This is a genomic window from Phenylobacterium sp. NIBR 498073, from assembly GCF_027286305.1.
Taxonomy (GTDB): Bacteria; Pseudomonadota; Alphaproteobacteria; order Caulobacterales; family Caulobacteraceae; genus Phenylobacterium.
In genome coordinates, this window is the sequence record NZ_CP114599.1 from 3406560 (window position 1) to 3426810 (window position 20251).

Here is a 20251-nt window from a genome sequence, read left to right on the forward strand (position 1 = left end):
CGCCGGGCGCAAGCGCCGCAGAAATAAACGTGCCAAGCTGGCGCGATCAAGGGAGATGTTATGTCGAATTTCGAAGCGCAGATCGCCGCCGCCATGGCCGTCACCGACGCTTTCATGGCCGCCTTCAACGCCCGCGACCTGCCGGCGTTCGAGCAGACGTTCAACTTTCCCAGCGTGCGGCTCGCCTCCAACACCCTGACGCTGATCGAGCCCGGCTACCACCAGCCGCAGATGTTCGAGAAGGGGCCGCTGTCGGACTGGGATCACTCGGCCTGGGAGCGGCGCGAGGTCATCCACGCCGGGACCGACAAGGTCCACCTGGACACCCGCTTCACTCGCTACCGCAAGGACGGCAGCGTCATCGGCGGCTTCGACTCCATCTACGTCATCACCTGCGAAGACGGCCATTGGGGGGTCAAGGCGCGATCCAGCTTCGCGCCCTGAGGCTGGACTTTTGGGGCGGAACGGCCTCTGACCACGCCGATGTCCACTTCAGTCAAGACCATCGCGGTCATCGGCGGCGGCCCGGCGGGGCTGATCGCCGCCGAGACCCTCAGCGCAGCCGGAGCCAAGGTCACCGTCTACGACCGCATGCCGACGCTCGGCCGCAAGCTGCTGATGGCGGGGCGCGGCGGACTCAACCTCACCCACTCCGAGGACCTGGGGAGCTTCACCCAACGGTACGGCGCGGCCGCCGAGTGGCTGGCGCCGATGATCGAAGCCTTCGCCCCCGCCGACCTGCGGGCCTGGGCCGAAGGCCTGGGCCAGGAGACTTTCGTCGGCTCCAGCGGGCGGGTGTTTCCGAGGGCGTTGAAGGCCTCGCCCCTGCTGCGGGCCTGGCTGGCCCGTCTGTCGGCGCAGGGCGTCGACCTGCGGCTGCGGCGCGAGTGGCGGGGCTGGAACGCGGCCGGCGAGCTGGTCTTCGCCGATCAGGACGGGGCCATCGAGACCGCCGCGCCCGACGCCACGATCCTGGCGCTCGGCGGCGCCAGCTGGCCCAAGCTCGGCTCCACGGGATCATGGGCCCCTCTGCTGGCCGCCAAGGACGTGGCCCTGGCGCCGTTCCGCAGCGCCAACAGCGGGTTCGAGGTCGGTTGGAGCGCGATGTTCGCCGAGCGCTTCGCCGGCGAGCCGCTGAAGAACATCGCCCTCAGCTTCGAGGGACAGGCGGTGCGGGGCGAGGCGATGATCGCCGGCTACGGGATCGAGGGCGGCGCGATCTACGCTCTGTCGGCGAACCTGCGCGAAGCGCTCGCCCGCGACGGCTCGACCATCCTGGAGATCGACCTGGCCCCCGATCTCAGCCGCGCCAAGCTGACCGACCGGCTGCACCGCGCGGCGGCCGGCCAGTCGACCACCAACCTGCTGCGCAAGGCGGCCGGCCTCTCCGCGCTTGAAATCAACCTGCTGCGCGAGGCCCACGGGCTCGACCTGCCGCGCGAACCAGGCGCGCTGGCCCGCGCGATCAAGGCCGCGCCCCTGCGGTTGACCGGCATGCGCCCGCTGGAACGGGCGATCTCGTCGGCGGGCGGCGTCGAACGGTCGGCCGTCGACGAGGGCCTGATGCTGCGGGCGGTCCCCGGCGTCTACGCGGTCGGCGAGATGCTGGACTGGGAGGCGCCGACCGGCGGCTACCTGCTGCAGGCCTGCTTCGCCACCGGCGTCCACGCCGCGCGGGCGATCCTCAGGGCTTAGCGCGCAGCCGGTCGCTCAAGGTCGCGCGCGGCTTCTTCTTGGGAGCCGCCGGCTTGGCGCGCGGCGTCGGCAGCGCCGGAAGTTGCTCGGCGCCGTCGGCCAGCAGCCGCCCGGCCAGCATCATGTCGCCTTTCACGGTTCCGAAATCGGCGGCCTCGACCCAGGCCCGGACCGTCAGTTCAACGAAGGCCTCGGACATGGCGGTCAGTTCGACCTGCGGCGCCGGGTCCTTCAGCACCAGGGGATTGGCCTCGGCCCGGGCCTTGAGCCCCTCCATCAGCGCGGCGACGTCACGCTTCAGGTCGGTCTTGATCACCGCGTCGACCCGGCGGCGGCTGTGGTAGCTGGTGTTGACGATGACGTCGCCGAACACCTTGCCGTTGGGCAGCACGACCTTGAGGTTGTCCGGCGTGGTGAGCTCGGTCACGAACAGGTCCAGCGTCTTGACCGTCCCGGTCCGTCCGGCCACCTCGATGACGTCGCCGACCCGATAGGGCCGGAACAGCAGCAGCATGACGCCGGCCGCGACGTTGCTCAGCGTGCCCTGCAGCGCCAGGCCGACCGCCAGCGACGCCGCGCCCAGCACCGCCAGGATCGAGGTGGTCTGCACGCCCAGCTGCTGCAGAACCGCAATGATCCCTACGATCATCACTAGGTAGCGGGCCGCCGAGCCGGCGAAACCCTGCAAGGTCACGTCGGGCGGTCCGCCGCCGTGCACCCGAGCGATCAGCCGCCGGACCAGGCGCGAAGCCCAGCCCGCCGCCCACCAGGTCACGGTCAGGATGACGACCGCCACGACCAGGTTCACCGCCAGGTCGCCCGCCGCATCGATGAACTTGTGAAGGACGTTTTCGTCCGACGTGACCGTCTGGTTCAGACGGGTGGCGATCTCGCGTTCAATTCCCTGCATGCCCACCGCATAGCACTGACGCCCCCGCCAGGGTCAATCCGCGCCCCAAACGCTAGGCCGCCTTCTGAAGTTCCTGCTTCACGCGTTCGGCCAGAGTCTTGATGTCGATCGGCTTGGGCAGGAACGAGATGTTCTCCTCGCCCTCCAGCAGGTTCGAGAACTCGGCCTCGGCGTAGCCGGAGATGAACATCACCGGCGCCCCGGCCAGATAGGCGCGGGCGTGCTTGAGCAGATCGGGGCCCTGCATGCCCGGCATCACCACGTCCGAGATCATAAGGTCGATCTCCCCGGCGTGCTGTTCGGCGAGCTCCAGCGCTTCCTCGCCCGACCCGGCCTCGATCACCTCGTAGCCGCGGGCCCGCAGCAACTTGGCCGCGACGGTGCGCACAGCGTCCTCGTCCTCGACGAACAGGATGCGCCCGGCCCCCGACAGGTCGCGCGCCTTCGGCGGCGCCTTGCTGGCGGCCGGCTCGGGCGCGGGCGCCGCAGCGGTCGGGATGTGGACCGGCAGGAAGATCCGGAACGCCGCGCCCTCGCCGGGCCTGGAGGCGACGCTGATCCAGCCGTCCGACTGCTTGACGATGCCATAGACGGTGGCCAGGCCCAGGCCCGTCCCCTCGCCCACCGGCTTGGTGGTGAAGAACGGGTCGAAGATCTTGTCCATGACCTCGGGCGGGATGCCGGGGCCGTCGTCCGAAACCTCGATCAGCGCCTGGTCGCCCTTGGCGGCCGGATAGCCCTGGGCGGCGGCCTCCTCCTGGGTCAGCCTCGCCAGGCGGATGCGGACCACGCCGCCGCCGTGGGCGCGCACGGCGTCCCGCGCATTGACCGCCAGGTTCATGACCGCGGTCTCGATCTGGCTGCGGTCGGCGCGCACGTGCGGCAGGTTGCGGCCGTACTCGGTCTCGAGCTTCACGTCCTCGTAGAGCACGCGGCGCAGCAGCACCTCGGATTCGCTGATCAGCTCGCCGAGGTCGAGGGTCTCGCGCTGCACGGTCTGCTTGCGCGAGAAGGCCAGCAGTTTGCGGACCAGGTCGGCGGCCCGCGTCGAGGTCGAGCGGATCTCGTTCAGCCCCTCGTACGAGGGGTCGCCGACCGGATGGCGCTGGGCCAGCACGTCGAGCTGGAAGAAGATCGCGGTCAGCAGGTTGTTGAAGTCGTGGGCCACGCCGCCGGCCAGTTGGCCGATGGCCTGCATCTTCTGGCTCTGCGAGAGCTGCAGCTCGATCTGCTTCTGCTCGGAGACGTCGACCAGATAGGCGACCCAGCGGCCGTCGCTCTTGGACAGGTAAAGGTGGGCGATCTTGGCCGGATCCCTGGCCAGCCGCACTTCGAGCGCCCCGACGTGTCCCTCGGCCAGCTTCTGGACGGCGTCGGCGCGCGAGGCGGCGTCGATCAGGTCGCCGAAGCGCGAGCCGCTGGCCCCGCCGCCCGACAGCCCGGCCAAGGCCGGATTGGCCTCGATGATCGTCGCCTCGAAGGGGTCGTCTCCGTCCAGCAGCGCCGCGCCGAACGGCGAGGCGGCGGCGAACGCGTCAAGCACCTTGGGCGGCGGCGGCTTGGCGCTGCTGAACGCCTGCAGCACTTCGGCCGCGGCCGGCGGCAGGGCCAGCGGCGGCGCCTCGGCCAGCCGCACCAGGAAGCGGCGCTCGCCCAGCGGGGCCACGGTGGCCGAGTGCTCCGAACCGTTGTTGCGGATCGAGGCCTGGGCCGTCTCGCCGCGACGGGCGGCGGTCAGGGCCGAGAACAGGCTGGCCGCCGAGGCGCCGCCCTTGGGCAGACGGGCGGCCGCGCCGAGCAGCGAACGCCAGGCGGCGTTGGCCGCGTGGATGCGCCCGTCGGCGGCGGCGATCGCCGCCGGCTCGGTCAGGGCGTCGACCATCTGGTCGGCGCCAGGTTCGCCCGCCGCAGCCGGCTCGGCCGAGTTGCGCAGCGCAAACAGCCCCAGGCACGCCACGCCGAACAGCCCGATCAGCAGCATCACCCCGGCGCGCGTGGCGGGGCCCGCATTGAAGGCCGGCACGGCCGCAAAGCCGACCGCAGCGAGAAAGCACAGCACCGCCAGCGCCGTCATCGGGTCGAAGCGGCGGGCCGCGCGGTCCTGCGTCTTGGGCTTGGCCATGGGACGGTCCCGGTTGATTTCGAACGGGGAGGCCTGCGCCTCCGGCGAATCAGTCACGCAATGTTCTCATATTTCTCAGTGGTGGCGGGCCTTTGCGGCCACCTTGGCGCTGCTCTGCATGATGAAGCCGATCAACTTGGCCACGGCTTCGTAGTGAGCCGGCGGAATGAAGTCGTCGAGTTCGACCGCCGCATAGAGCGCGCGGGCCAGCGGCGGGTCCTCGATGACCGGGACGCCATGCTCCTCGGCCAAGGCGCGGATCTTCAGCGCGACGGCGTCCATGCCCTTGGCCACGCATTGCGGCGCAGCGGCCTCGCCGGCCTCATAGCGCAGCGCCACGGCGTAGTGGGTCGGGTTCATCACCACCATGGTGGCGTTGGGCACGGCGGCCATCATCCGGCGGCGCGAGCGCTGGATGGCGATCTGGCGGCGCTTGGCCTTGAAGTGGGGATCGCCTTCCGAGTTCTTGAACTCTTCCTTCTGCTCTTCCTTGGTCATCCGCATGCGCTTGAGGAAGCGCTGGCGCTGCCAGAACCAGTCGAAGCCGGCGATCACCAGCATCAGGGCGGCGGTGGCGAACACCAGCTTGCGCAGGATCTCGACCATCAGCGGCAGCATCGCCGCCGGGTCCAGGGCGGCCAGCTCCTTCAGCGGGTGGATGTACGGCTTCATCACCACCCAGCCGACCCAGCCGACCATCACGATCTTCACCAGCGACTTGAAGAACTGCATCAGGCCGTCAGGTCCGAGCGTGCGCTTGAGCCCCCCGAGCGGCGAGACCTTCTTCCAGTCCGGCTTGATCTTCTCCGGGCTGAACATCAGCCCGGTCTGCACCAGGTTGCCGGCCGCGCCCATCACGGCGGCCACCAGCATCACCGCCAGCAGGATCGGAGCTGCGGCGCGCGCGGCATGGCGGGCCACCTCGATCGCGCCATGACCTTCCAGGTTCATGCTGTCGGGATGGGCGATGAACGGCAGTAGCTCGGCGGCGAGGTTGCGCGACATCCAGCCGCCGGCGATGGCGATCACCGCCGCCGCGCCGGCGAACGAGGCCAGCATCGCCAGGTCCGGGGTCTTGGCGACATCGCCCTTCTCGCGCGCCTTGGCGAGCTTCTGGGGTGTCGCCTCTTCTGTTTTGGAGGCTGCGTCCTGTTCGTCGGCCATGACCTAGCCCAGGAACAGCGAGACGAGCTCGCGATAACGGTTGAGCCAGACCATGCCGATCACGCCGAGGCTGAGCGCGAAGATCGACAGGCCCAGCAGCACGATCAAAGGGGTGACGACAAAGAACACCTGGAACTGCGGCATCACCCGCCCGACCAGGCCGGCGGCGACGTTGAAGATCACCGAGAACACTACCACCGGCGCGGCCAGCTGCAGGCCCAGCCGGAACGAGCCGGCCACCGTCTGCACCGCCAGCTGGGCGCTGTCGGCGATCGCCAGCTCGCGGCTGAACGGGAACACCGCATAGGACCGCACGATCGCGGCCAGGAACATGTGGTGCAGGTCGGTGGCCATGATCAGGGTCACCCCGATCAGCATCAGGAAGGTCCCGAGCGTCGTCGACGGCTGCGCCTGGCCCGGCGCGGCGGTCTGGGCGAAGGACAGCGTCGTCTGGATCGAGATGATTTCCCCCGCCGTCGACAGCGACGACAGGAACAGCTTGAGGATCGTGCCGATCATCAGCCCGATCAGCAGCTCCTTGATCACCGCCCCGGCCACGCCCGACACCGTGCCCGGCACCGGCAGGCCCTGAGCCACGATCGGCATCAGCATCAGCGCCATCAGGAACGCGAACGCCAGCCGGATACGCGGCGGCACGCTGGTGTCGCCGTAGCCCGGCAGCAACATGATGATCGCGCCCACCCGGGCGAAGATCAGCCCGGCGGCGTAGACCTGATTTGCGGCGGCGAAGCTTTCCATGCGGGCGGCCGGTCGGCCGCTACATCGCCGCGATGCGGGCGGCGATCTGGCGCATGAAGCCGCTCATCAGCGCGCCCATCAGCGGCAGGAACAGCAGCAGCGACAGGAAGATCGCGACGATCTTCGGCGCATAGACCAGGGTCGCTTCCTGGATCTGGGTCAGGGCCTGCATCAGGCCGACGCCGACCCCGACCACCAGCCCGACGATCAGCACCGGGGCGCAGAGCTGGATGGTGAGCCAGATGGCGTCGCGACCGACGTCCAGAACTTCGGCGCCGCTCATCGGTAGGCCTCATGGGTACGCATTAATCGCTGGAAATCAGCTAGGTCGAAATTGCCTACTTATGGTTAACGAAGGGCTACTTCGAAGGTTCGATCGCCCGCGCCGCCTGGGCCGGCGACAGCTTGCCGCGATCACGGTCGACGCTGTAGTTCGCCGCCCGCATCGCCTCCACCGAGATCGACCCGACCAGCGGCCGCAGGGCCCCCAGCAGCCGCGCGTCGTCGGCTCGCTTGGGCGAGACCAAGATCACCGCATCGTAGGGCGGCAGCGCGCCCTTGGGGTCGCTGAGGACCACCAGCTTGTCGGCGGCGATCCGCCCATCCGACGAGAACGCCGAGATCACGTCCGCCTCCCCGCCCGACAGCGCCCGGTACATGAAGGTCGGCTGGAAGGATCGCTCGCTCCTGAAGTTGAAATCATAGGCCGCGTCCACGGCCTTCCACTCCGGTCGCGACAGGAACTCGATATCGGAACCCAGCGCCAGACGCGGCGCTTGGCGCGCCAGGTCGGCGAGGCTTGTGATGCCCAAGGCCCCGGCCCGGTCGGCGCGCATCGCGAAGGCGTAGGCGTTCTCAAAGCCCAGCGAGCCCAGGACCACGACGCCGTCGCGCCGCTTCAGCTCCTGCGTCAGTTCCGCCAGCACCGCGGCGCGCCCGGGGTTGTCCTGGCGCTTGAGCACGTTGGTCCACAGGGTGCCGGTGTAGTCGACATAGACGTCGATCTCGCCGGCCGCGAGCGCGCGATAGGCCACCGCCGAGCCGAGGTCCTCCTTGCGCGAGACGCGCGCGCCGGTCGCCTCCAGCCGCTCGGCCATCAGCTCGGCCAGGATGTACTGCTCGGAGAAGTTCTTGGCCCCGACCACATAGCTCGCCGGCTTGCCGAACGCCGCCAGCGGACTCATCGCCGCCAGCGCGCCGGCGGCGAGCAGCGCCGCGCCCGCAACGACCAGGCCGCGCCGGCGCCTGGCGGCCCCGGTCTCGATCAGGCCCAGCAGTTGGTCGACAGTCATGGCCAGGGCCGCGGAGGCCGCGCAGCCGAACAGCACGAACACCCAGTTCTCGGTCTGCAGTCCGGCGAAGATGTAGTTGCCGAGGCTGGTCTGGCCGACCGGGGTCGACAGCGTCGCCGCCCCGATGGTCCAGACCGCGGCGGTGCGCACCCCGGCCATGATCACCGGCATGGCCAGCGGCAGCTCGACCTGGAACAATCGCTGGCGCGGGGTCATGCCGACCCCGTCGGCCGCCTCGCGCACGGCCGGATCGACGCCGAGGATGCCGGTGGTCGCGGTGCGCAGTATCGGCAGCATCGAATAGAGCGTCAGGGCCAGCAGCGAGGGCAGAAAGCCCAGCGCCGAGAACCCCTTGCCGAACACCGCCTGGCTGGCCGCCGACAGTCCCAGCAGCACCGGGTAGAACAGCGCCAGCAGCGCCAGACTGGGAATGGTCTGGATCAGGCCGGCGAAGGCCAGCACCGGCCAGCGCAGGCGCGGGCTGCGGCTGGCGGCGACCGCCAGCGGCAGGCTGATCAGCACGCCGAGCGCCAGGGCGCTGGCGCTCAGCACCACGTGCCAGGCCAGATAGTCGGGCAACAGCGCAAAGGCCTGGGCGATGCGTTCGTTCACGCCCCGCCCCCCAGCCGCTCACGCAGCCGCTCGGCCTGGCGGCGCGGCGCCTCGAGCAGACTGCGCACTTCAGGGTCGGTCGTGGTCGCCAGCAGGCTCGCCGGGCCACCGTCGGCCAGGATCCGCCCGCCGGCCAGCACCACGATGCGGTCGGCCAGCAGCACCGCCTCGGCCATGTCGTGAGTGACCATCACCGTGGTCAGGCCGAGCTTGTCGTGCAGCGCCCGGTAGTCGCCGCCCAGCGCGTCGCGGGTCAGCGGATCGAGCGCGCCGAACGGCTCGTCCATCAGCATGATCTTCGGTTCGGCCGCCAGCGCGCGAGCCACCCCGACCCGCTGGCGCTGCCCGCCGGAAAGCTCGGAGGGCGCGCGCCTGGCGACCTCTGCCGGCAAGACCACGAGGTCGAGCAGTTCATCGACGCGCCGCGCGATCCGCGCCTTGTCCCAGCCCAGCAGGCGCGGGGTCACGGCGATGTTCTCGGCCACGGTCAGGTGCGGAAAGAGACCCACCTCCTGGAACACGTAGCCGATCTTCCGGCGCAGCAGGTGGCCCGGCAGGGCGCGGGCGTCCTCGCCGGCGATGCGCACGCTCCCCGTGTCGGGTTCCGACAATCCGTTGATGGTCTTGAGCAGGGTGGTCTTGCCCGATCCCGAGGGCCCGACCAGGGCGACGAACTCGCCCGGCGCGATCGCCAGATCGACGCCGGCAAGGGCGGCGTGGGCCCCGAAACGCTTGTCGATGTTCGAAAGCTCGATCGCCGGCATGGCCTAGGCGTAACACGGTGAGGTGGAAGGGGAACCCCCGCCTCGCCCGTCAGATCGGCATGCGCATGATTTCCTGGTAGGCGTTGATCACCTGGTCGCGCACCGCCATCACCGTCTCCAGGCTGGCTTCCGCCGCCGAGATCGCCGTCACCACGTCGATCAGCTCGGCCTTGCCCGCCACCTGGGCGGCGATCTGGCCTTCGGCCTTCTTGGTGTTGTGCATGACGTCGTTCATGGCCGACTTGACCATGGAGCCGAAGTCGAGGCCCTGGTCCTCCTGGCCGGCCGACGGCGGCTTGATCACCGCGGTGTTCTGGGCGGCGGCGTAGGCTTTGGCGGCGGCGAGCGCGGTCATCATGGCTTAGGCCGCCCTACTTCTTGAGGATGTCGAGAGTGCGCTGCTCCATGGCGCGCGCCGTCTCGATGACGTTGAGGTTGGCTTCGTAGGCCCGCTGGGCCTCCTTCATGTCCAGCGCCTCGACCAGGGTGTCGACATTGGGCAGCTTCACATAACCCTTGTCGTCGGCCGACGGATGGCTGGGATCGTAGACGCTGCGGAAGTCCTTGCGGTCGGGTTCGACGCGCGCGACGCGCACGCCCTGCCCGGCGTCGGTCTGGTAGGGCGTGAACACCGGCACCTGGCGACGATAGGGATCGCCGCCCGGCTGGCGCGACACCGACTGGGCGTTGGCCATGTTCTCGGCGATCACGCGCATGCGCGCCTGCTGGGCCCGCAGGGCGGTGGCGGCGATCATCTGGGTCGCGCCGGTCATGGGCTTGATGTCGGCCATCTAGCGTTTCCTTAGCCGCGGCCCGGCGCGCGGCTGGCCAGCCGCAGCATGCCTAGGGACTTCTGGTAGAAGCTGATCGCCGCGTCGTAGTTCATCCGCGCCTCGGCCATCTTCATCATCTCCTCCTCGAGCACGACGGAATTGCCGTCGAGCGTCGTCTCGGAGTCCTTGGCCTTGATCGGCTTGTACGGCGTGCGGTGCTGCGAGGCCGGGGTCATGTGCCCGGCCTGGGTCACCGCCTGGCCGCGCGCCGCCGAACCGACCGTGCCCGACGCCGTCTGCGCGGCCCGCACCTGGGCGTCGAACGAGTAGGCCTTCAGGTCGTTCGGCGTGTAGCCCGGCGTGTCGGAGTTGGCGACGTTCTGCGAGATCAGGCGCTGACGCTCGCCGAGGTGCGTGAAGCGCCCCTTGAGCATCGCGAACAGCGGAATCTCGTTCAGGTTCATAGCTCAAGATGGTGAACAAACAGGGTTAACCGCGTCTTAAGACCCTGCGGCGCACACGAGGGAGGACAGCGCACGAGTCGCGCCCCGCCCCCTTTCGAACACCTGATGGAATTCGCTGATTTCCTCCGCGCCGTCTTCGCCCTGGCGCTGACCCTGGGGCTCGTCGGCCTGGCGGCCGTGGCCCTGCGCCGATTCGGGCCGGACGCCGTGGCGCGGCTGGCCAAGGCCAAGGCCGACCGCCGGCTCAAGATCGTCGAGACCCTGGTGCTCGATCCCTCGCGCCGGCTGGTCGTGGTCTCGTTCGACGGCGAGGAAAAGCTCCTGCTGCTCGGCGAGGGACAGGTCCTGCCCACCGCCGCCAAGCCCGCCCGCAAGCCAAAGATCACCGCCGATGCGTAAGGTTTTCGCCGCCCTCTTCCATCTAAGCGCCGAAGACTGGCGCCGCGCGGCGGGCATCTCGGTGCTGGCGACGCTGGCGGCGATGGTCTTCCCGGCGGTCGCGGCCGCCCAGGCGATCAACATCGACCTCGGCACCGGCGCCGGCCTCTCCGAGCGCGTCGTCCAGATGGTCGGGCTGCTGACCGTGCTGTCGCTGGCGCCGTCGATCGTGATCATGACCACGTCGTTCGTGCGCATCGTCGTGGTGCTCGGCCTGCTGCGCACCGCGCTCGGCCTGCAGCAGAGCCCGCCCAACTCGGTGCTGATCAGCCTGGCGCTGTTCCTGACCGCCATCGTCATGGCCCCGACGTTCCAGAAGTCCTACGAGGACGGCATCAAGCCGCTGATGGACCAGCAGATGGAGCTGCCGGCGGCGTTCGACGCCAGCGCCGCGCCGGTGAAGACCTTCATGCTTAGTCAGGTCGACCAGGACGACCTCGCCCTGTTTCTCCGGCTGTCGAAGACGCCGCGTCCGCCGACCGCTCAGGACACGCCGCTCAGCGTCGTCACCCCGGCGTTCATGATCTCGGAGCTGAAGCGCGCGTTCGAGATCGGCTTCCTGCTGTTCATTCCCTTCCTGGTCATCGACCTGGTCGTCGCCAGCGTGCTGATGAGCATGGGTATGATGATGCTGCCGCCGGTGGTGGTGTCCCTGCCGTTCAAGCTGATCTTCTTCGTGCTGGTCGACGGCTGGCGGCTGGTCGCGGGCAGTCTGGTCGAGAGCTTCCAGCGCGGGGCCGGCGGCGGCTAGAAGCGGCGGGAAAGCCCGGCCGAGACCTCCAGGTCCGGCGTATCTTGGGTCAGCCCGCCATAGACCCCGACGTCGAACTGCAGGTCGTCGTGGCCGGGCGGCTGCCAGGCCAGGGTCACGTCCAGCGAGGCGCGGTGCGCGCGGTCGGCCGGGTCATCATCGATCGAACCCCAGAGCTCGGCGCCGAGCGTCACAGGCCCGACGGGCCAGCTGAGCCCAGCGGCCATCGTCCAGGTCAGGTGCGTTCCTTCGCCGTCGGCGTCGCGGGTGATGTCGACCTCGGGCGCCATGCCCAGCGCCAGGTCGCCGGACAGGGGCACGGAGAGCGGCACGACCAGTCCCCCCTGCCAGCCGCCGGCGCCGACGCCGCGCTTGCCGGTCGGAGCCGAGACGAAGGGCTGCAGCGCCGCCGAGAACCCCGAACCATCGGGATTTCGCAGCGAGCGGCGCAGCAGGAAGACGAGATCGCCGACGCCCTCGGTTCGCGCCGTCTGGCCGGCGCCCTGCACGCGCACCTGGCTGTACGGCGTCCACTGGACCTGCCCCTCCATCAGCGGCGTCAGGCCCAGGCGCAGTTCGAGCACCCCGACCGCATAGGTGTCGGTCGAACCCGGACCCGAGCGCTGGAATGCAGCGTCCAGCGCGCTCGCCTCCAGCTGGAAGACGCCGGGATCGACGACGCAGGACGGCGAACCCTTGCCGGGGCGGTCGGGGCAGAAGTCGCGGCGCGGCTCGGCGTGCGCGTGGCCGGCGAACAGGATCACGGTCCCGAGCACGACACCTGCGCCGCCCCAGGACCGCACCGGCCTCAGCCTCGCGCTGCTGTGGTCGCCGCCGCCTGCTTGGCGGCGGGCGGCGCAGCAGGCGCCTTGGCGGGCGTCGGCGGCCCCAGCGGGGCCGGCCTCTCGCGGAACCTGACCTTCATCTTCGCGACCCAGCCCGCGAAGGCTTCGTTGTCGGCCGTCGCGCGGCCGAAGTCGGAGACGCTGAGCGGCCCCGACTGCACCCCGGTCAAGGCGACCCGCAGCGCCTCGGGATTGCGGGCCTGGTCATAGAAGCCCGAATAACGCTGCTGCATGCGCGCCAGCGACGCGTCGTCGCCGGCCAGGCTGTAGGCGACGCCAGCCCGCAGCAGTTTGGCCTCTTCCTCGGCGCTGAGCGGGCCCGGCTGCTTCCAGCGATCACCGAGGCTTTTTTCGAAGGTGGCGGCCGCGGCGGTCCAGTTCTTCTGCTTCCAGGAGATCTCGCCGCGCAGGTCCTGGGCGTCGCGGCCGTTGTCGCGCTCCAACAGCTCCAGACCATGATCGTAGCGGCCCAGGCCCATCAGGGCGCGGGCCTCGACCACGCGGCGCTCGGCGTTGAGCGAGCTCGGCAGCACCGTCGTGCGCGAGGCGTTGATCGCCTGCAGCGCCTGCTCGGGGCGGCGATCCATCAGGTAGATCAGCGCCAGGTCGGTGGACACCTGGGCCCGCGGCACGCCGTCGAGGCGGTTCTCGGCCTGGTACTTCAGCAGCTCGGCCGCCTGGTCCAGCAGATCGACGTCGACCAGTCGGCGCACGAGGCGGCGCACCATCATGTCGCCGTCGGCGCCCAGCGGGGTCAACTCGCGGAAGTCGTAGAACATCGCCAGCGCCTGCACCGGCTCCAACCCGTCGGCCGCGCCGTCGAGGAACAGGGTGCGGAACGCCGCGCCGAGATCGGCCTGCAGTTGCAGCGCCTCGGGCAGATCGGGCAGCCGCGAGCCGGCCCCGCGCAGGGCCTCCAGCGCCTCGCGATAGCGGCCCTGGCTCAGATACAGGTGACCGAGCGCCCGGATGGTCTCCAGTTCGGTGGCGTCGCCGCGCCAGCGATAGCGCAGGCCGGCGAAGACGTTGGCCGCCTGCACCGCCGTGATCTTGCCGGTCTCCAGCCGGATCTTGGTGGCGCGCAGGGTGGCGGGGGCGGCCAGCCCCTCGCTCGGCGCGCCGGCCACGGCGGCGTAGATCCGCAGCGCCCGGTCCTTGTGGCCGAGGGCCTCGACCACCTGGGCCTGGACCAGCCGCGTGGCCAGCTCCTCCAGCGGGTCGGTCTTGTCCATCAGGGCGAGCTTGATGCGCGCGTCGGCGCCGTTGACGTCGCCCAGGGCCAGGGCCGCCTGCGCGTCCGAGCGCGCGAACCGCGCCTTCCAGGTCGGCGAGAAGCGATTGAACGCCTCGGCCCCGGCCCCGAACTGGCTGCGGGCTTCGGGCCATTGGGCCAACTGGGCGGCGATGTAAGACCGCCAGAGCGCGATCGAGGGATCGTCCTGCAGGATCGGCGCGGAGAAGTCGGCCTGCGCTTCCTTGTAGCGGCGGGCCATGACCCGGGCGACGCCGCGCAGGCCGCGGAACTCCGGATCCTCCATCACCGACGGATTGCGGCGGGCCGTGTCATTCAGCACGCCGATCGCTTCGAACGACAGCTCCGAGCCGACCAGGAAGCGGGCCAGCGCCATGCGCGCGGCGACCGGCGCATCGCGTCCGGTCGCCGCCTCCTCGTTGGCCGCCGCCAGCAGCGCGTTGTAGCGCGAAAGGAACCCGCCCGATCCGGTCTTCGGCCAGTTCTGATAGTCGATCAGCCCGGGCAGGCTGGCCGGCTGCGGCGCGCCGAGCGTGGCCTCGGCGCGCGCCACCGAAGCCGAGGCGGGCGACAGCGTCAGGCCGCTCGGGCGGCCGATCTGCACCAGGTCGCCGTCCTGGCGCATCGCCAGGTCGTCGATATAGGATTCCGCCGCCATGCCCTGGGCCGACGGCAGCAGGGCCATCTGCACGAACTCGCGGCGCGAGGGCAGCCCCTTGGCCGGGCCGAGCGCGGTGACCACCGAGAGGGTGTCGCCGACCATCGGGTCGGCGACCCGCACGACCTTGGTGGCGCCGGAGACGGCGGCCTTGAGCCCGGCCGGACCGCCGGCCTCGTCGCGCACCACCCGGATCTGGGCGGCCTGTTCGACCTGGGCGCCGGGCCCCAGGATCACCGTCCAGGTCGCGCCCTGGGAGGCGGCGAAGAACGGCGTGTTCGGCGGGGTGTCGATCCTCACCGCCGTATAGTCGTTCCCGCGATAGGCGACCGCGCCGCTCATCAGGCGCAGGCCGCGCGGCGCGGCCGAGACGTCGAGCGTCGCCGGCGCATCGAACACCACCCACACCGCCCCGCCGCGCCGGAAAACCGCGGCCCCGGCCGGATTGGCCCAAGGGAAGCTGAGCTGAACCTGGCCGGCGCCGATCTTGGTGGCCATCCGCACCACGCCGCCGGCCGGAACCGGGTTAGGCCTCGGCGGCGTCGGCGCGGCGGCCGGTTCGGCCTGGGCGACCTGCGGCGTCGCCGGCGCCGGCGGTTTCTCGAACAGATTGACGTAGGTCGCGCCGTCGGCGGTTCCGACCCTGACGTCGGCGTTGTCGGCCAGGGTCAGCACCAGGACCCCGGGACGCATTTCTGCGCTCTTCAGCCAGCGCGGCGGGGAGACCCGCAGGCGGCTGATGTCGGGATTGGCGCCGCGCGCCAGCTGCAGCGTCAGCACCTGGCCGTCGCGGCGCGCCACCGCCCGGCCAGCCAGTTCGATGCGCGAGAAATCCTTGGCCTGGGCGACCCGCACCTGGGCGCCGCCGCCGCGGGGAGCGGCCTCGGATGTCTGCGCCGACAGACCAGTAGGCGCAGCGACGCTGGCGATGGTGATCGCCGCGACGCTCGACCTCAGGGCCTGGCGCAGTTTCATCGGTTAGCCGGCCTTTGCGGGCGGCGCGGCCGCCTTGGGGGCCGGCGCGGCGGCCTGGCCGGCGGCGCGCGGGGCGGCCGGCAGCGGACCGGCGGCGGCCTGGGCCGCGGCGGCGACCTTCTTGACCTCGGCGAAGCGCGCGGCCAGGGCCTCGGTGAGCTTCTTGGCCTCGGCGGGCGGCATGTTGGCGATGATCGGCGAGAGCGCCCGCTCCTTCATCCGCGAAGCCACCGGCAGGCGCACCGCGTCGTCCAGCAGCACCATCCGCGGCGCGGCGTCCTTGGGCTTCATCAGCTCGAACACCTTCACCAGGCGGTCGATCTCGGCCTGCTCCTTGGCGTCGGCGTCGACCATCAGCTTGGCGATGTCGCCCTTCATGCCGTTCAGCGCCTGAATCTTGGCGTCGAGCTTGGCTTCGGCGGCGGCCATCAGGGCCAGCTGCACGTCGAGGTCCTGCTCGCGCTTGTCCAGCTGGCCGCGGCGCGCGCCCAGGCTTTGCAACACCTGCAGCTCGGCCGGCGACAGGCCCGCCTCCTTGGCCAGTTCGGCGGCTGTGGGGGCGCAGACCGCGGCCGGCTTGGCGGCCGGCGGCAGGTTCGGAACCGTGGCGGCGGCGTCCTTGGCCTCGCCGGTCGCGGCCTTGGCGTCCTTGGCGGGCGTTGCGCCCTTGGCGGCTTCTTCGGCGAAGGCGCGCGCGCCCGACACCAGGTCCGGCAAGCTCTCGGCGCCGGCCAGGGCATTCAGGCCCAGCACGCCGACCATGGCGACGCCGATCAGGGGCAGGAGGCGGGGAATATTCTTCATCGGCGGGTTCCCAGGCGCGGGCCGGGCGTCGGGCGACGTTCGGCGGGCTGGTCGAAAAGATCGTCGTCGAAGGCCGCGCGCGACGGCGCGGGGGCGGCCTGGCGGCGGGCGGGCGCGGGGGCGGGCTCCCGTTCGGGCCGGCGATCGCGCGCGGCCGAGAGCAGAGAGCCCAGGCGCTGGGTGACGCGCTCGACGTCCTCCTCGGCGACCGGCTCGGCGCGGCCGGCTGCGGCCGGCGCGCCCTGCAGCTGGCGATCGAGCTTGGCGGTCAGGGCGCGGGCCTTCTCGATACGATCGGCCAGGGCGTCGTGGGCTTCATCGGTCGCCGCGCGCAGATCGGCCAGGCCCTGTTCGGCGCGGGCGGCGGCGGCGTCCAGTTCAGCGACCGCCTTGGCGAAGCCTTCATGGCTCTCGCGCAGCGCCTTCAGGCGCCCGTTCAGGCGGTAACCCATCATCAGGGCCGCGGCCAGCAGGCCGGCCAGCATCAGGTTGAGGCCGATGGCGATGGCGCTCATTTGAACCTCGAGATGGCTTTCTTGGCGTGTGGCGACAGCGGGCTGTCGACACGCACGGCGATGTGGTGGTTGCGCCGGCCCATGCGGCCGCGGGTCAGCGGGATCGCGCCCGCGCGCAGCTCGACCTGGCTGTCGGGGGTCGAGTTCAGCATCAGGGTGTCGCCGACCTTGAGCTCCAGCACCTGGCGCAGGGGCAGCTGCTGCTCGTCCAGCACCGCGCGGACGTCGAGCTGGGTGGTCCAGAGCTCGGTCGCCAGGTGGCTTTCCCAGATGTTGTCGCGCCCGAACTTCTCACCCATGAACTGCTGCAGCAGCATCTTCCGGATCGGCTCGAGGGTGGCGTAGGGCAGCAGCAGTTCGATGCGCCCGCCGCGGTCCTCCATGTCGATGCGCAGCTTGACCAGGATGGCGGCGTTGGCCGGCCGGGCGATGGCGGCGAAGCGCGGATTGGTTTCCAGCCGGTCGAGGGTGAAGGTCACCGGGGTCAGCGGCTCGAAGGCGGCGCGCGCGTCCGCCAGCACCACCTCGACCATCCGCTGGACCAGCACCCGCTCGATGGTGGTGTAGGGTCGGCCCTCGATGCGCATGGCGGCGGTGCCGCGGCGCCCGCCGAGCAGCACGTCGACGATCGAGTAGATCAGGTTGGAATCGACCGTCAGCAGGCCGTAGTTCTCCAGCTCCTCGGCCTTGAACACCGAGAGGATGGCCGGCAGCGGGATCGAGTTCAGGTAGTCCCCGAAACGGATCGACGAGATGTTGTCGAGGCTGACCTCGACGTTGTCCGAGGTGAAGTTCCGCAAGGAGGTGGTCATCAACCGCACCAGGCGGTCGAAAACGATCTCCAGCATCGGCAGGCGTTCGTAGGAGACCAGCGCGGAGTTGATGATCGCGCGGATGCCCGAACGCTCGGCCGCCTCCTCGTCCGAGAGGTCGAAGCCGAGCAGGCTGTCGATCTCGTCCTGGTTCAGGATGCGTTCGGCGCCCAGCAGCCCCTCGACCTTCTCGTCGGGGTTCTGCCAGGTGGCGGGGTCGTCAGGGTTTATCCCGCCCTGCAGCCCGCCGATGATCTGGGGTTCGTCGTCAGCCATGGGGTCAGGCGCCAACCAGGGAGGACCCTAGTTGATCAGCATCTCCTCGATCAGCACGGCGTTCACCTTCGACGGGGCGATGACCAGGTTGACCCGGCGCTGGATTTCCATGCGCAGCTGGTAGGAGCCCTGCGACCCTTGCAGGTCCTCGGGACGCAGTTCGCGTAGGAAGGTCTGGAACATGTCCTGCAGCCTGGGCATGTTCGGCTCCAGCTGGTCGACCGTCGCCTGGTCCGGCACCTCCAGGGTCAGCTTGAGCTTCAGGAAGGTCGAGCGGCCGTCGGCGGTCTGCATGTTCACCACGACGCTGGGCATGGTGTAGAACAGGATGCCGTCGGGGCCTTCGCGCACCTCGCCGACGGGCTTCTCGCCCTCGCCCTTCTTCTCGCTCTTCTTTTCCTTTTTCTTTTCGGCGGCCTTGCCGGCGGCCGCCTCGGGCTTCGGCTTCAGCAGGAAGAACGCGCCGGCCCCGCCGCCGCCGAGCACGAGCGCAGCCGCGACCCCGGCGATGATCATCATCTTCGGGGTGAACTTCTTCTTGGCGGGCGCGCCCTCGCCGTCTTCGCCTTCGGCGTCGCCTGACGGGGCTTCCTTCACCTTGTCCTTGGCCACGCGCGCGCGCTCCTTAGAATCTTACCCCGTCTCATGACCCAGGCATGGTTAAGGACAAGTTTTTAACGTGTGTTAACGAGCGCGATTTTCGTGCCGGGCAATTTCCGCCGGGCGGCCGGCGTTAACTTTATTTCCCGCTGTTTTTATTGAACTTTTGAACTGGCCCGATCCTTGCAGCCAAACCGGCGACGAAAACGCCGCAGGTTAAGGCCTCGCCATGGACAACGCCCTCTACGTCGGACTCTCGCGCCAGATGACCCTGCGCCGTGAACTCGACATCGTGGCCAACAACATCGCCAACATGGATACGACCGGATTCAAGGTCGAAAACCTGATGGTCGAGACCGAGCCGATGGCGCCGGCCCACACCTTCGGCGCGCCGCGGCCGGTGAAGTTCGTGATCGACCGCAGCGTCGGGCGCGACTTCGGCCAGGGCGTGCTGCGGGCGACCGGCGCGACTTTCGACCTCGGCATTCAGGGCGACGGCTTCTTCCGGGTGCGCGCCGCCGACGGCGAGCAGTTCACCCGTGACGGCCGCTTCCACATGGACGCCGACGGCCGGCTGGTCACCGAGGACGGCGCGGCGCTGCTCGACGAAGGCGGCGGCGAGATCGCCATCGACCCCAAGCTGGGTCCGGTCACGATCGCCAAGGACGGCACGGTCAGCCAGGGCTCCGAGCGCCTCGGCAAGGTGGGCCTGGCCCGCTTCGACGAGCTGTCGGTGCTCGAGAAGGTCGGCGAGAACCGCTACCGCAACACTTCGAACGCCCAGCCGCAGCCGGCCACGGAATCGGTGATCCAGCAGGGGATGCTGGAGGGCTCCAACGTCAAGCCGGTCTCCGAGATCACCCGGATGATCGAGATCACCCGCACCTACGAGTCCGTCGCCAAGATGATGGACGCCAACGCTGAACTCTCCCGCCGCTCGATCGAGCGGATGGGCAAGGTGAACTGAGGAACTTCCGCCGATGCAAGCGCTCCGCACCGCCGCGACCGGCATGGCCGCCCAGCAGCTCAACGTCGAGGTCATCTCGAACAACATCGCCAACATGAACACCGTCGGCTTCAAGAAGCAGCGGGCGGAGTTCCAGGACCTACTCTACCAGACCATCGAGCGGGCCGGCGCGCAGTCCTCCGACCAGGGCACGGTCGTCCCGACCGGCGTGCAGGTCGGGGGCGGGGTGAAGACCGGCTCGGTCTACCGCATCACCCAGCAGGGCAACATGACCGCCACCGGCGGCAAGTTCGACTTGGCCATCTCGGGCCGCGGCTACTTCCAGGTGATGATGCCCAGCGGCGAGATCGCCTACACCCGCGCCGGCAATTTCTCGCCGAACGACCAGGGCCAGCTGGTCACCGAGGACGGCTATCTGATCGAGCCGGCCATCACCATTCCGTCCGACGCGACCGATATCTCGATCTCCAAGAGCGGCCAGGTGCAGGCGATCCGCGCCGGCCAGACCGCCCAGGACGTGATCGGCAACCTGGAGCTGGCGACCTTCGTCAACGAGGCAGGCCTCGACGCCATCGGCGACAACCTGCTCAAGGAAAGCGCCGCCTCGGGCGCACCGACCGTCGGCATTCCCGGCGTCGACGGCATCGGCGTGATCAACCAGGGCTACACCGAAGCCTCGAACGTCGACGCGGTCAGCGAAATCACCGCCCTCATCGTCGCCCAGCGGGCGTATGAGATGAACTCGAAGGTCATCACCTCGGCCGACGAGATGCTGCGCACCGCCAGCAACATCCGGTCCTGAT

The 20251-nt window shown here is 69.9% G+C and carries 22 protein-coding genes; 6 read left to right on the forward strand and 16 right to left on the reverse strand.

The annotated features are described in order from the left end of the window. Positions 1–60: 60 nt before the first annotated feature. Both O4N75_RS17035 and O4N75_RS17040 read left to right on the forward strand, forming a co-directional pair. Positions 61–444, forward strand: coding sequence for a hypothetical protein (locus O4N75_RS17035; protein ID WP_269626646.1), 384 nt, complete (start codon positions 61–63; stop codon positions 442–444). A 39-nt stretch (positions 445–483) separates the two neighbouring features. After that, entirely contained in the window at positions 484–1695 is a 1212-nt protein-coding gene (locus tag O4N75_RS17040) for a TIGR03862 family flavoprotein (RefSeq protein ID WP_269626648.1), read from the forward strand. On the opposite strand, the gene O4N75_RS17045 is transcribed toward O4N75_RS17040, so the two are convergent. The 10 genes from O4N75_RS17045 to flgB all read right to left on the reverse strand — a co-directional run bounded on the left by O4N75_RS17045 (position 1685) and on the right by flgB (position 10555). After that, entirely contained in the window at positions 1685–2605 is a 921-nt protein-coding gene (locus O4N75_RS17045) for a mechanosensitive ion channel family protein (RefSeq protein ID WP_269626649.1), read from the reverse strand. The genes O4N75_RS17040 and O4N75_RS17045 overlap by 11 nt on opposite strands. Positions 2606–2657: 52 nt before the next feature. Next, positions 2658–4727, reverse strand: a complete 2070-nt coding sequence (locus O4N75_RS17050) for an ATP-binding protein (protein ID WP_269629386.1) — start codon at positions 4725–4727, stop codon at positions 2658–2660. A 75-nt stretch (positions 4728–4802) separates the two neighbouring features. Further along, positions 4803–5891 (reverse strand): flagellar biosynthesis protein FlhB, encoded by a 1089-nt coding sequence (gene flhB / locus O4N75_RS17055; protein WP_267230535.1) that lies wholly within the window; start codon positions 5889–5891, stop codon positions 4803–4805. Between the two features lie 3 nt (positions 5892–5894). Then, on the reverse strand, positions 5895–6650 hold the full coding sequence (fliR, locus tag O4N75_RS17060) for a flagellar biosynthetic protein FliR (protein WP_269626650.1): 756 nt from the start codon (positions 6648–6650) through the stop codon (positions 5895–5897). Positions 6651–6669: 19 nt separating this feature from the next. Next, entirely contained in the window at positions 6670–6933 is a 264-nt protein-coding gene (gene fliQ, locus O4N75_RS17065) for a flagellar biosynthesis protein FliQ (protein ID WP_183773444.1), read from the reverse strand. 76 nt (positions 6934–7009) lie between these two features. After that, positions 7010–8554, reverse strand: coding sequence for a glycine betaine ABC transporter substrate-binding protein (locus O4N75_RS17070; RefSeq protein ID WP_269626651.1), 1545 nt, complete (start codon positions 8552–8554; stop codon positions 7010–7012). After that, a complete protein-coding gene (locus tag O4N75_RS17075; protein ID WP_269626652.1) occupies positions 8551–9318 on the reverse strand; it encodes an ABC transporter ATP-binding protein in 768 nt (255 codons plus the stop codon). Before O4N75_RS17075 ends, O4N75_RS17070 begins: the two co-directional genes overlap by 4 nt. Before the next feature lie 49 nt (positions 9319–9367). Continuing rightward, positions 9368–9676 (reverse strand): flagellar hook-basal body complex protein FliE, encoded by a 309-nt coding sequence (fliE, locus tag O4N75_RS17080; protein ID WP_269626653.1) that lies wholly within the window; start codon positions 9674–9676, stop codon positions 9368–9370. 13 nt (positions 9677–9689) lie between these two features. Then, complete coding sequence (gene flgC / locus O4N75_RS17085; RefSeq protein WP_267230540.1) at positions 9690–10109, reverse strand: flagellar basal body rod protein FlgC; 420 nt, start codon at positions 10107–10109, stop codon at positions 9690–9692. Between the two features lie 11 nt (positions 10110–10120). After that, complete coding sequence (flgB, locus tag O4N75_RS17090; protein ID WP_269626654.1) at positions 10121–10555, reverse strand: flagellar basal body rod protein FlgB; 435 nt, start codon at positions 10553–10555, stop codon at positions 10121–10123. Positions 10556–10660: 105 nt separating this feature from the next. Here flgB and O4N75_RS17095 point away from each other — a divergent pair, with 105 nt between their 5' ends. Together O4N75_RS17095 and fliP are read left to right on the forward strand one after the other, a co-directional pair. Beyond that, positions 10661–10954, forward strand: coding sequence for a flagellar biosynthetic protein FliO (locus tag O4N75_RS17095; RefSeq protein WP_269626655.1), 294 nt, complete (start codon positions 10661–10663; stop codon positions 10952–10954). Then, positions 10947–11744 (forward strand): flagellar type III secretion system pore protein FliP, encoded by a 798-nt coding sequence (fliP, locus tag O4N75_RS17100; RefSeq protein WP_269626656.1) that lies wholly within the window; start codon positions 10947–10949, stop codon positions 11742–11744. Before O4N75_RS17095 ends, fliP begins: the two co-directional genes overlap by 8 nt. Here the strand turns inward: fliP and O4N75_RS17105 are convergent. From O4N75_RS17105 to O4N75_RS17130, 6 genes are read right to left on the reverse strand one after another with little or no spacing between them, the layout of a single operon-like run. Beyond that, positions 11741–12520, reverse strand: coding sequence for a transporter (locus tag O4N75_RS17105; protein ID WP_269626657.1), 780 nt, complete (start codon positions 12518–12520; stop codon positions 11741–11743). The genes fliP and O4N75_RS17105 overlap by 4 nt on opposite strands. Before the next feature lie 32 nt (positions 12521–12552). After that, the gene (locus O4N75_RS17110; protein WP_269626658.1) at positions 12553–15474 is read right to left on the reverse strand and encodes an endoglucanase; all 2922 of its coding nucleotides are present in this window, start codon (positions 15472–15474) and stop codon (positions 12553–12555) included. A 3-nt stretch (positions 15475–15477) separates the two neighbouring features. After that, positions 15478–16278 (reverse strand): MotE family protein, encoded by an 801-nt coding sequence (locus tag O4N75_RS17115; protein WP_269626659.1) that lies wholly within the window; start codon positions 16276–16278, stop codon positions 15478–15480. Further along, on the reverse strand, positions 16275–16793 hold the full coding sequence (locus O4N75_RS17120; RefSeq protein ID WP_269626660.1) for a DUF6468 domain-containing protein: 519 nt from the start codon (positions 16791–16793) through the stop codon (positions 16275–16277). The genes O4N75_RS17115 and O4N75_RS17120 overlap by 4 nt, the downstream gene beginning before the upstream one ends. After that, entirely contained in the window at positions 16790–17881 is a 1092-nt protein-coding gene (gene fliM / locus O4N75_RS17125; RefSeq protein ID WP_348649505.1) for a flagellar motor switch protein FliM, read from the reverse strand. Before fliM ends, O4N75_RS17120 begins: the two co-directional genes overlap by 4 nt. Before the next feature lie 27 nt (positions 17882–17908). After that, positions 17909–18493 carry a flagellar basal body-associated FliL family protein gene (locus tag O4N75_RS17130; RefSeq protein ID WP_269626661.1) on the reverse strand — a complete coding sequence of 195 codons (585 nt, stop codon included), beginning with the start codon at positions 18491–18493 and terminating at the stop codon, positions 17909–17911. Positions 18494–18710: 217 nt separating this feature from the next. On the opposite strand from O4N75_RS17130, the gene flgF reads away from it, so the two are divergent. Together flgF and flgG are read left to right on the forward strand one after the other, a co-directional pair. Then, positions 18711–19448, forward strand: a complete 738-nt coding sequence (gene flgF, locus O4N75_RS17135; RefSeq protein WP_269626662.1) for a flagellar basal-body rod protein FlgF — start codon at positions 18711–18713, stop codon at positions 19446–19448. 13 nt (positions 19449–19461) lie between these two features. Continuing rightward, positions 19462–20250: a flagellar basal-body rod protein FlgG gene (flgG, locus tag O4N75_RS17140; RefSeq protein ID WP_269626663.1), complete on the forward strand. Its 789-nt coding sequence runs from the start codon at positions 19462–19464 to the stop codon at positions 20248–20250. The last annotated feature ends 1 nt before the right edge of the window (position 20251 follow it).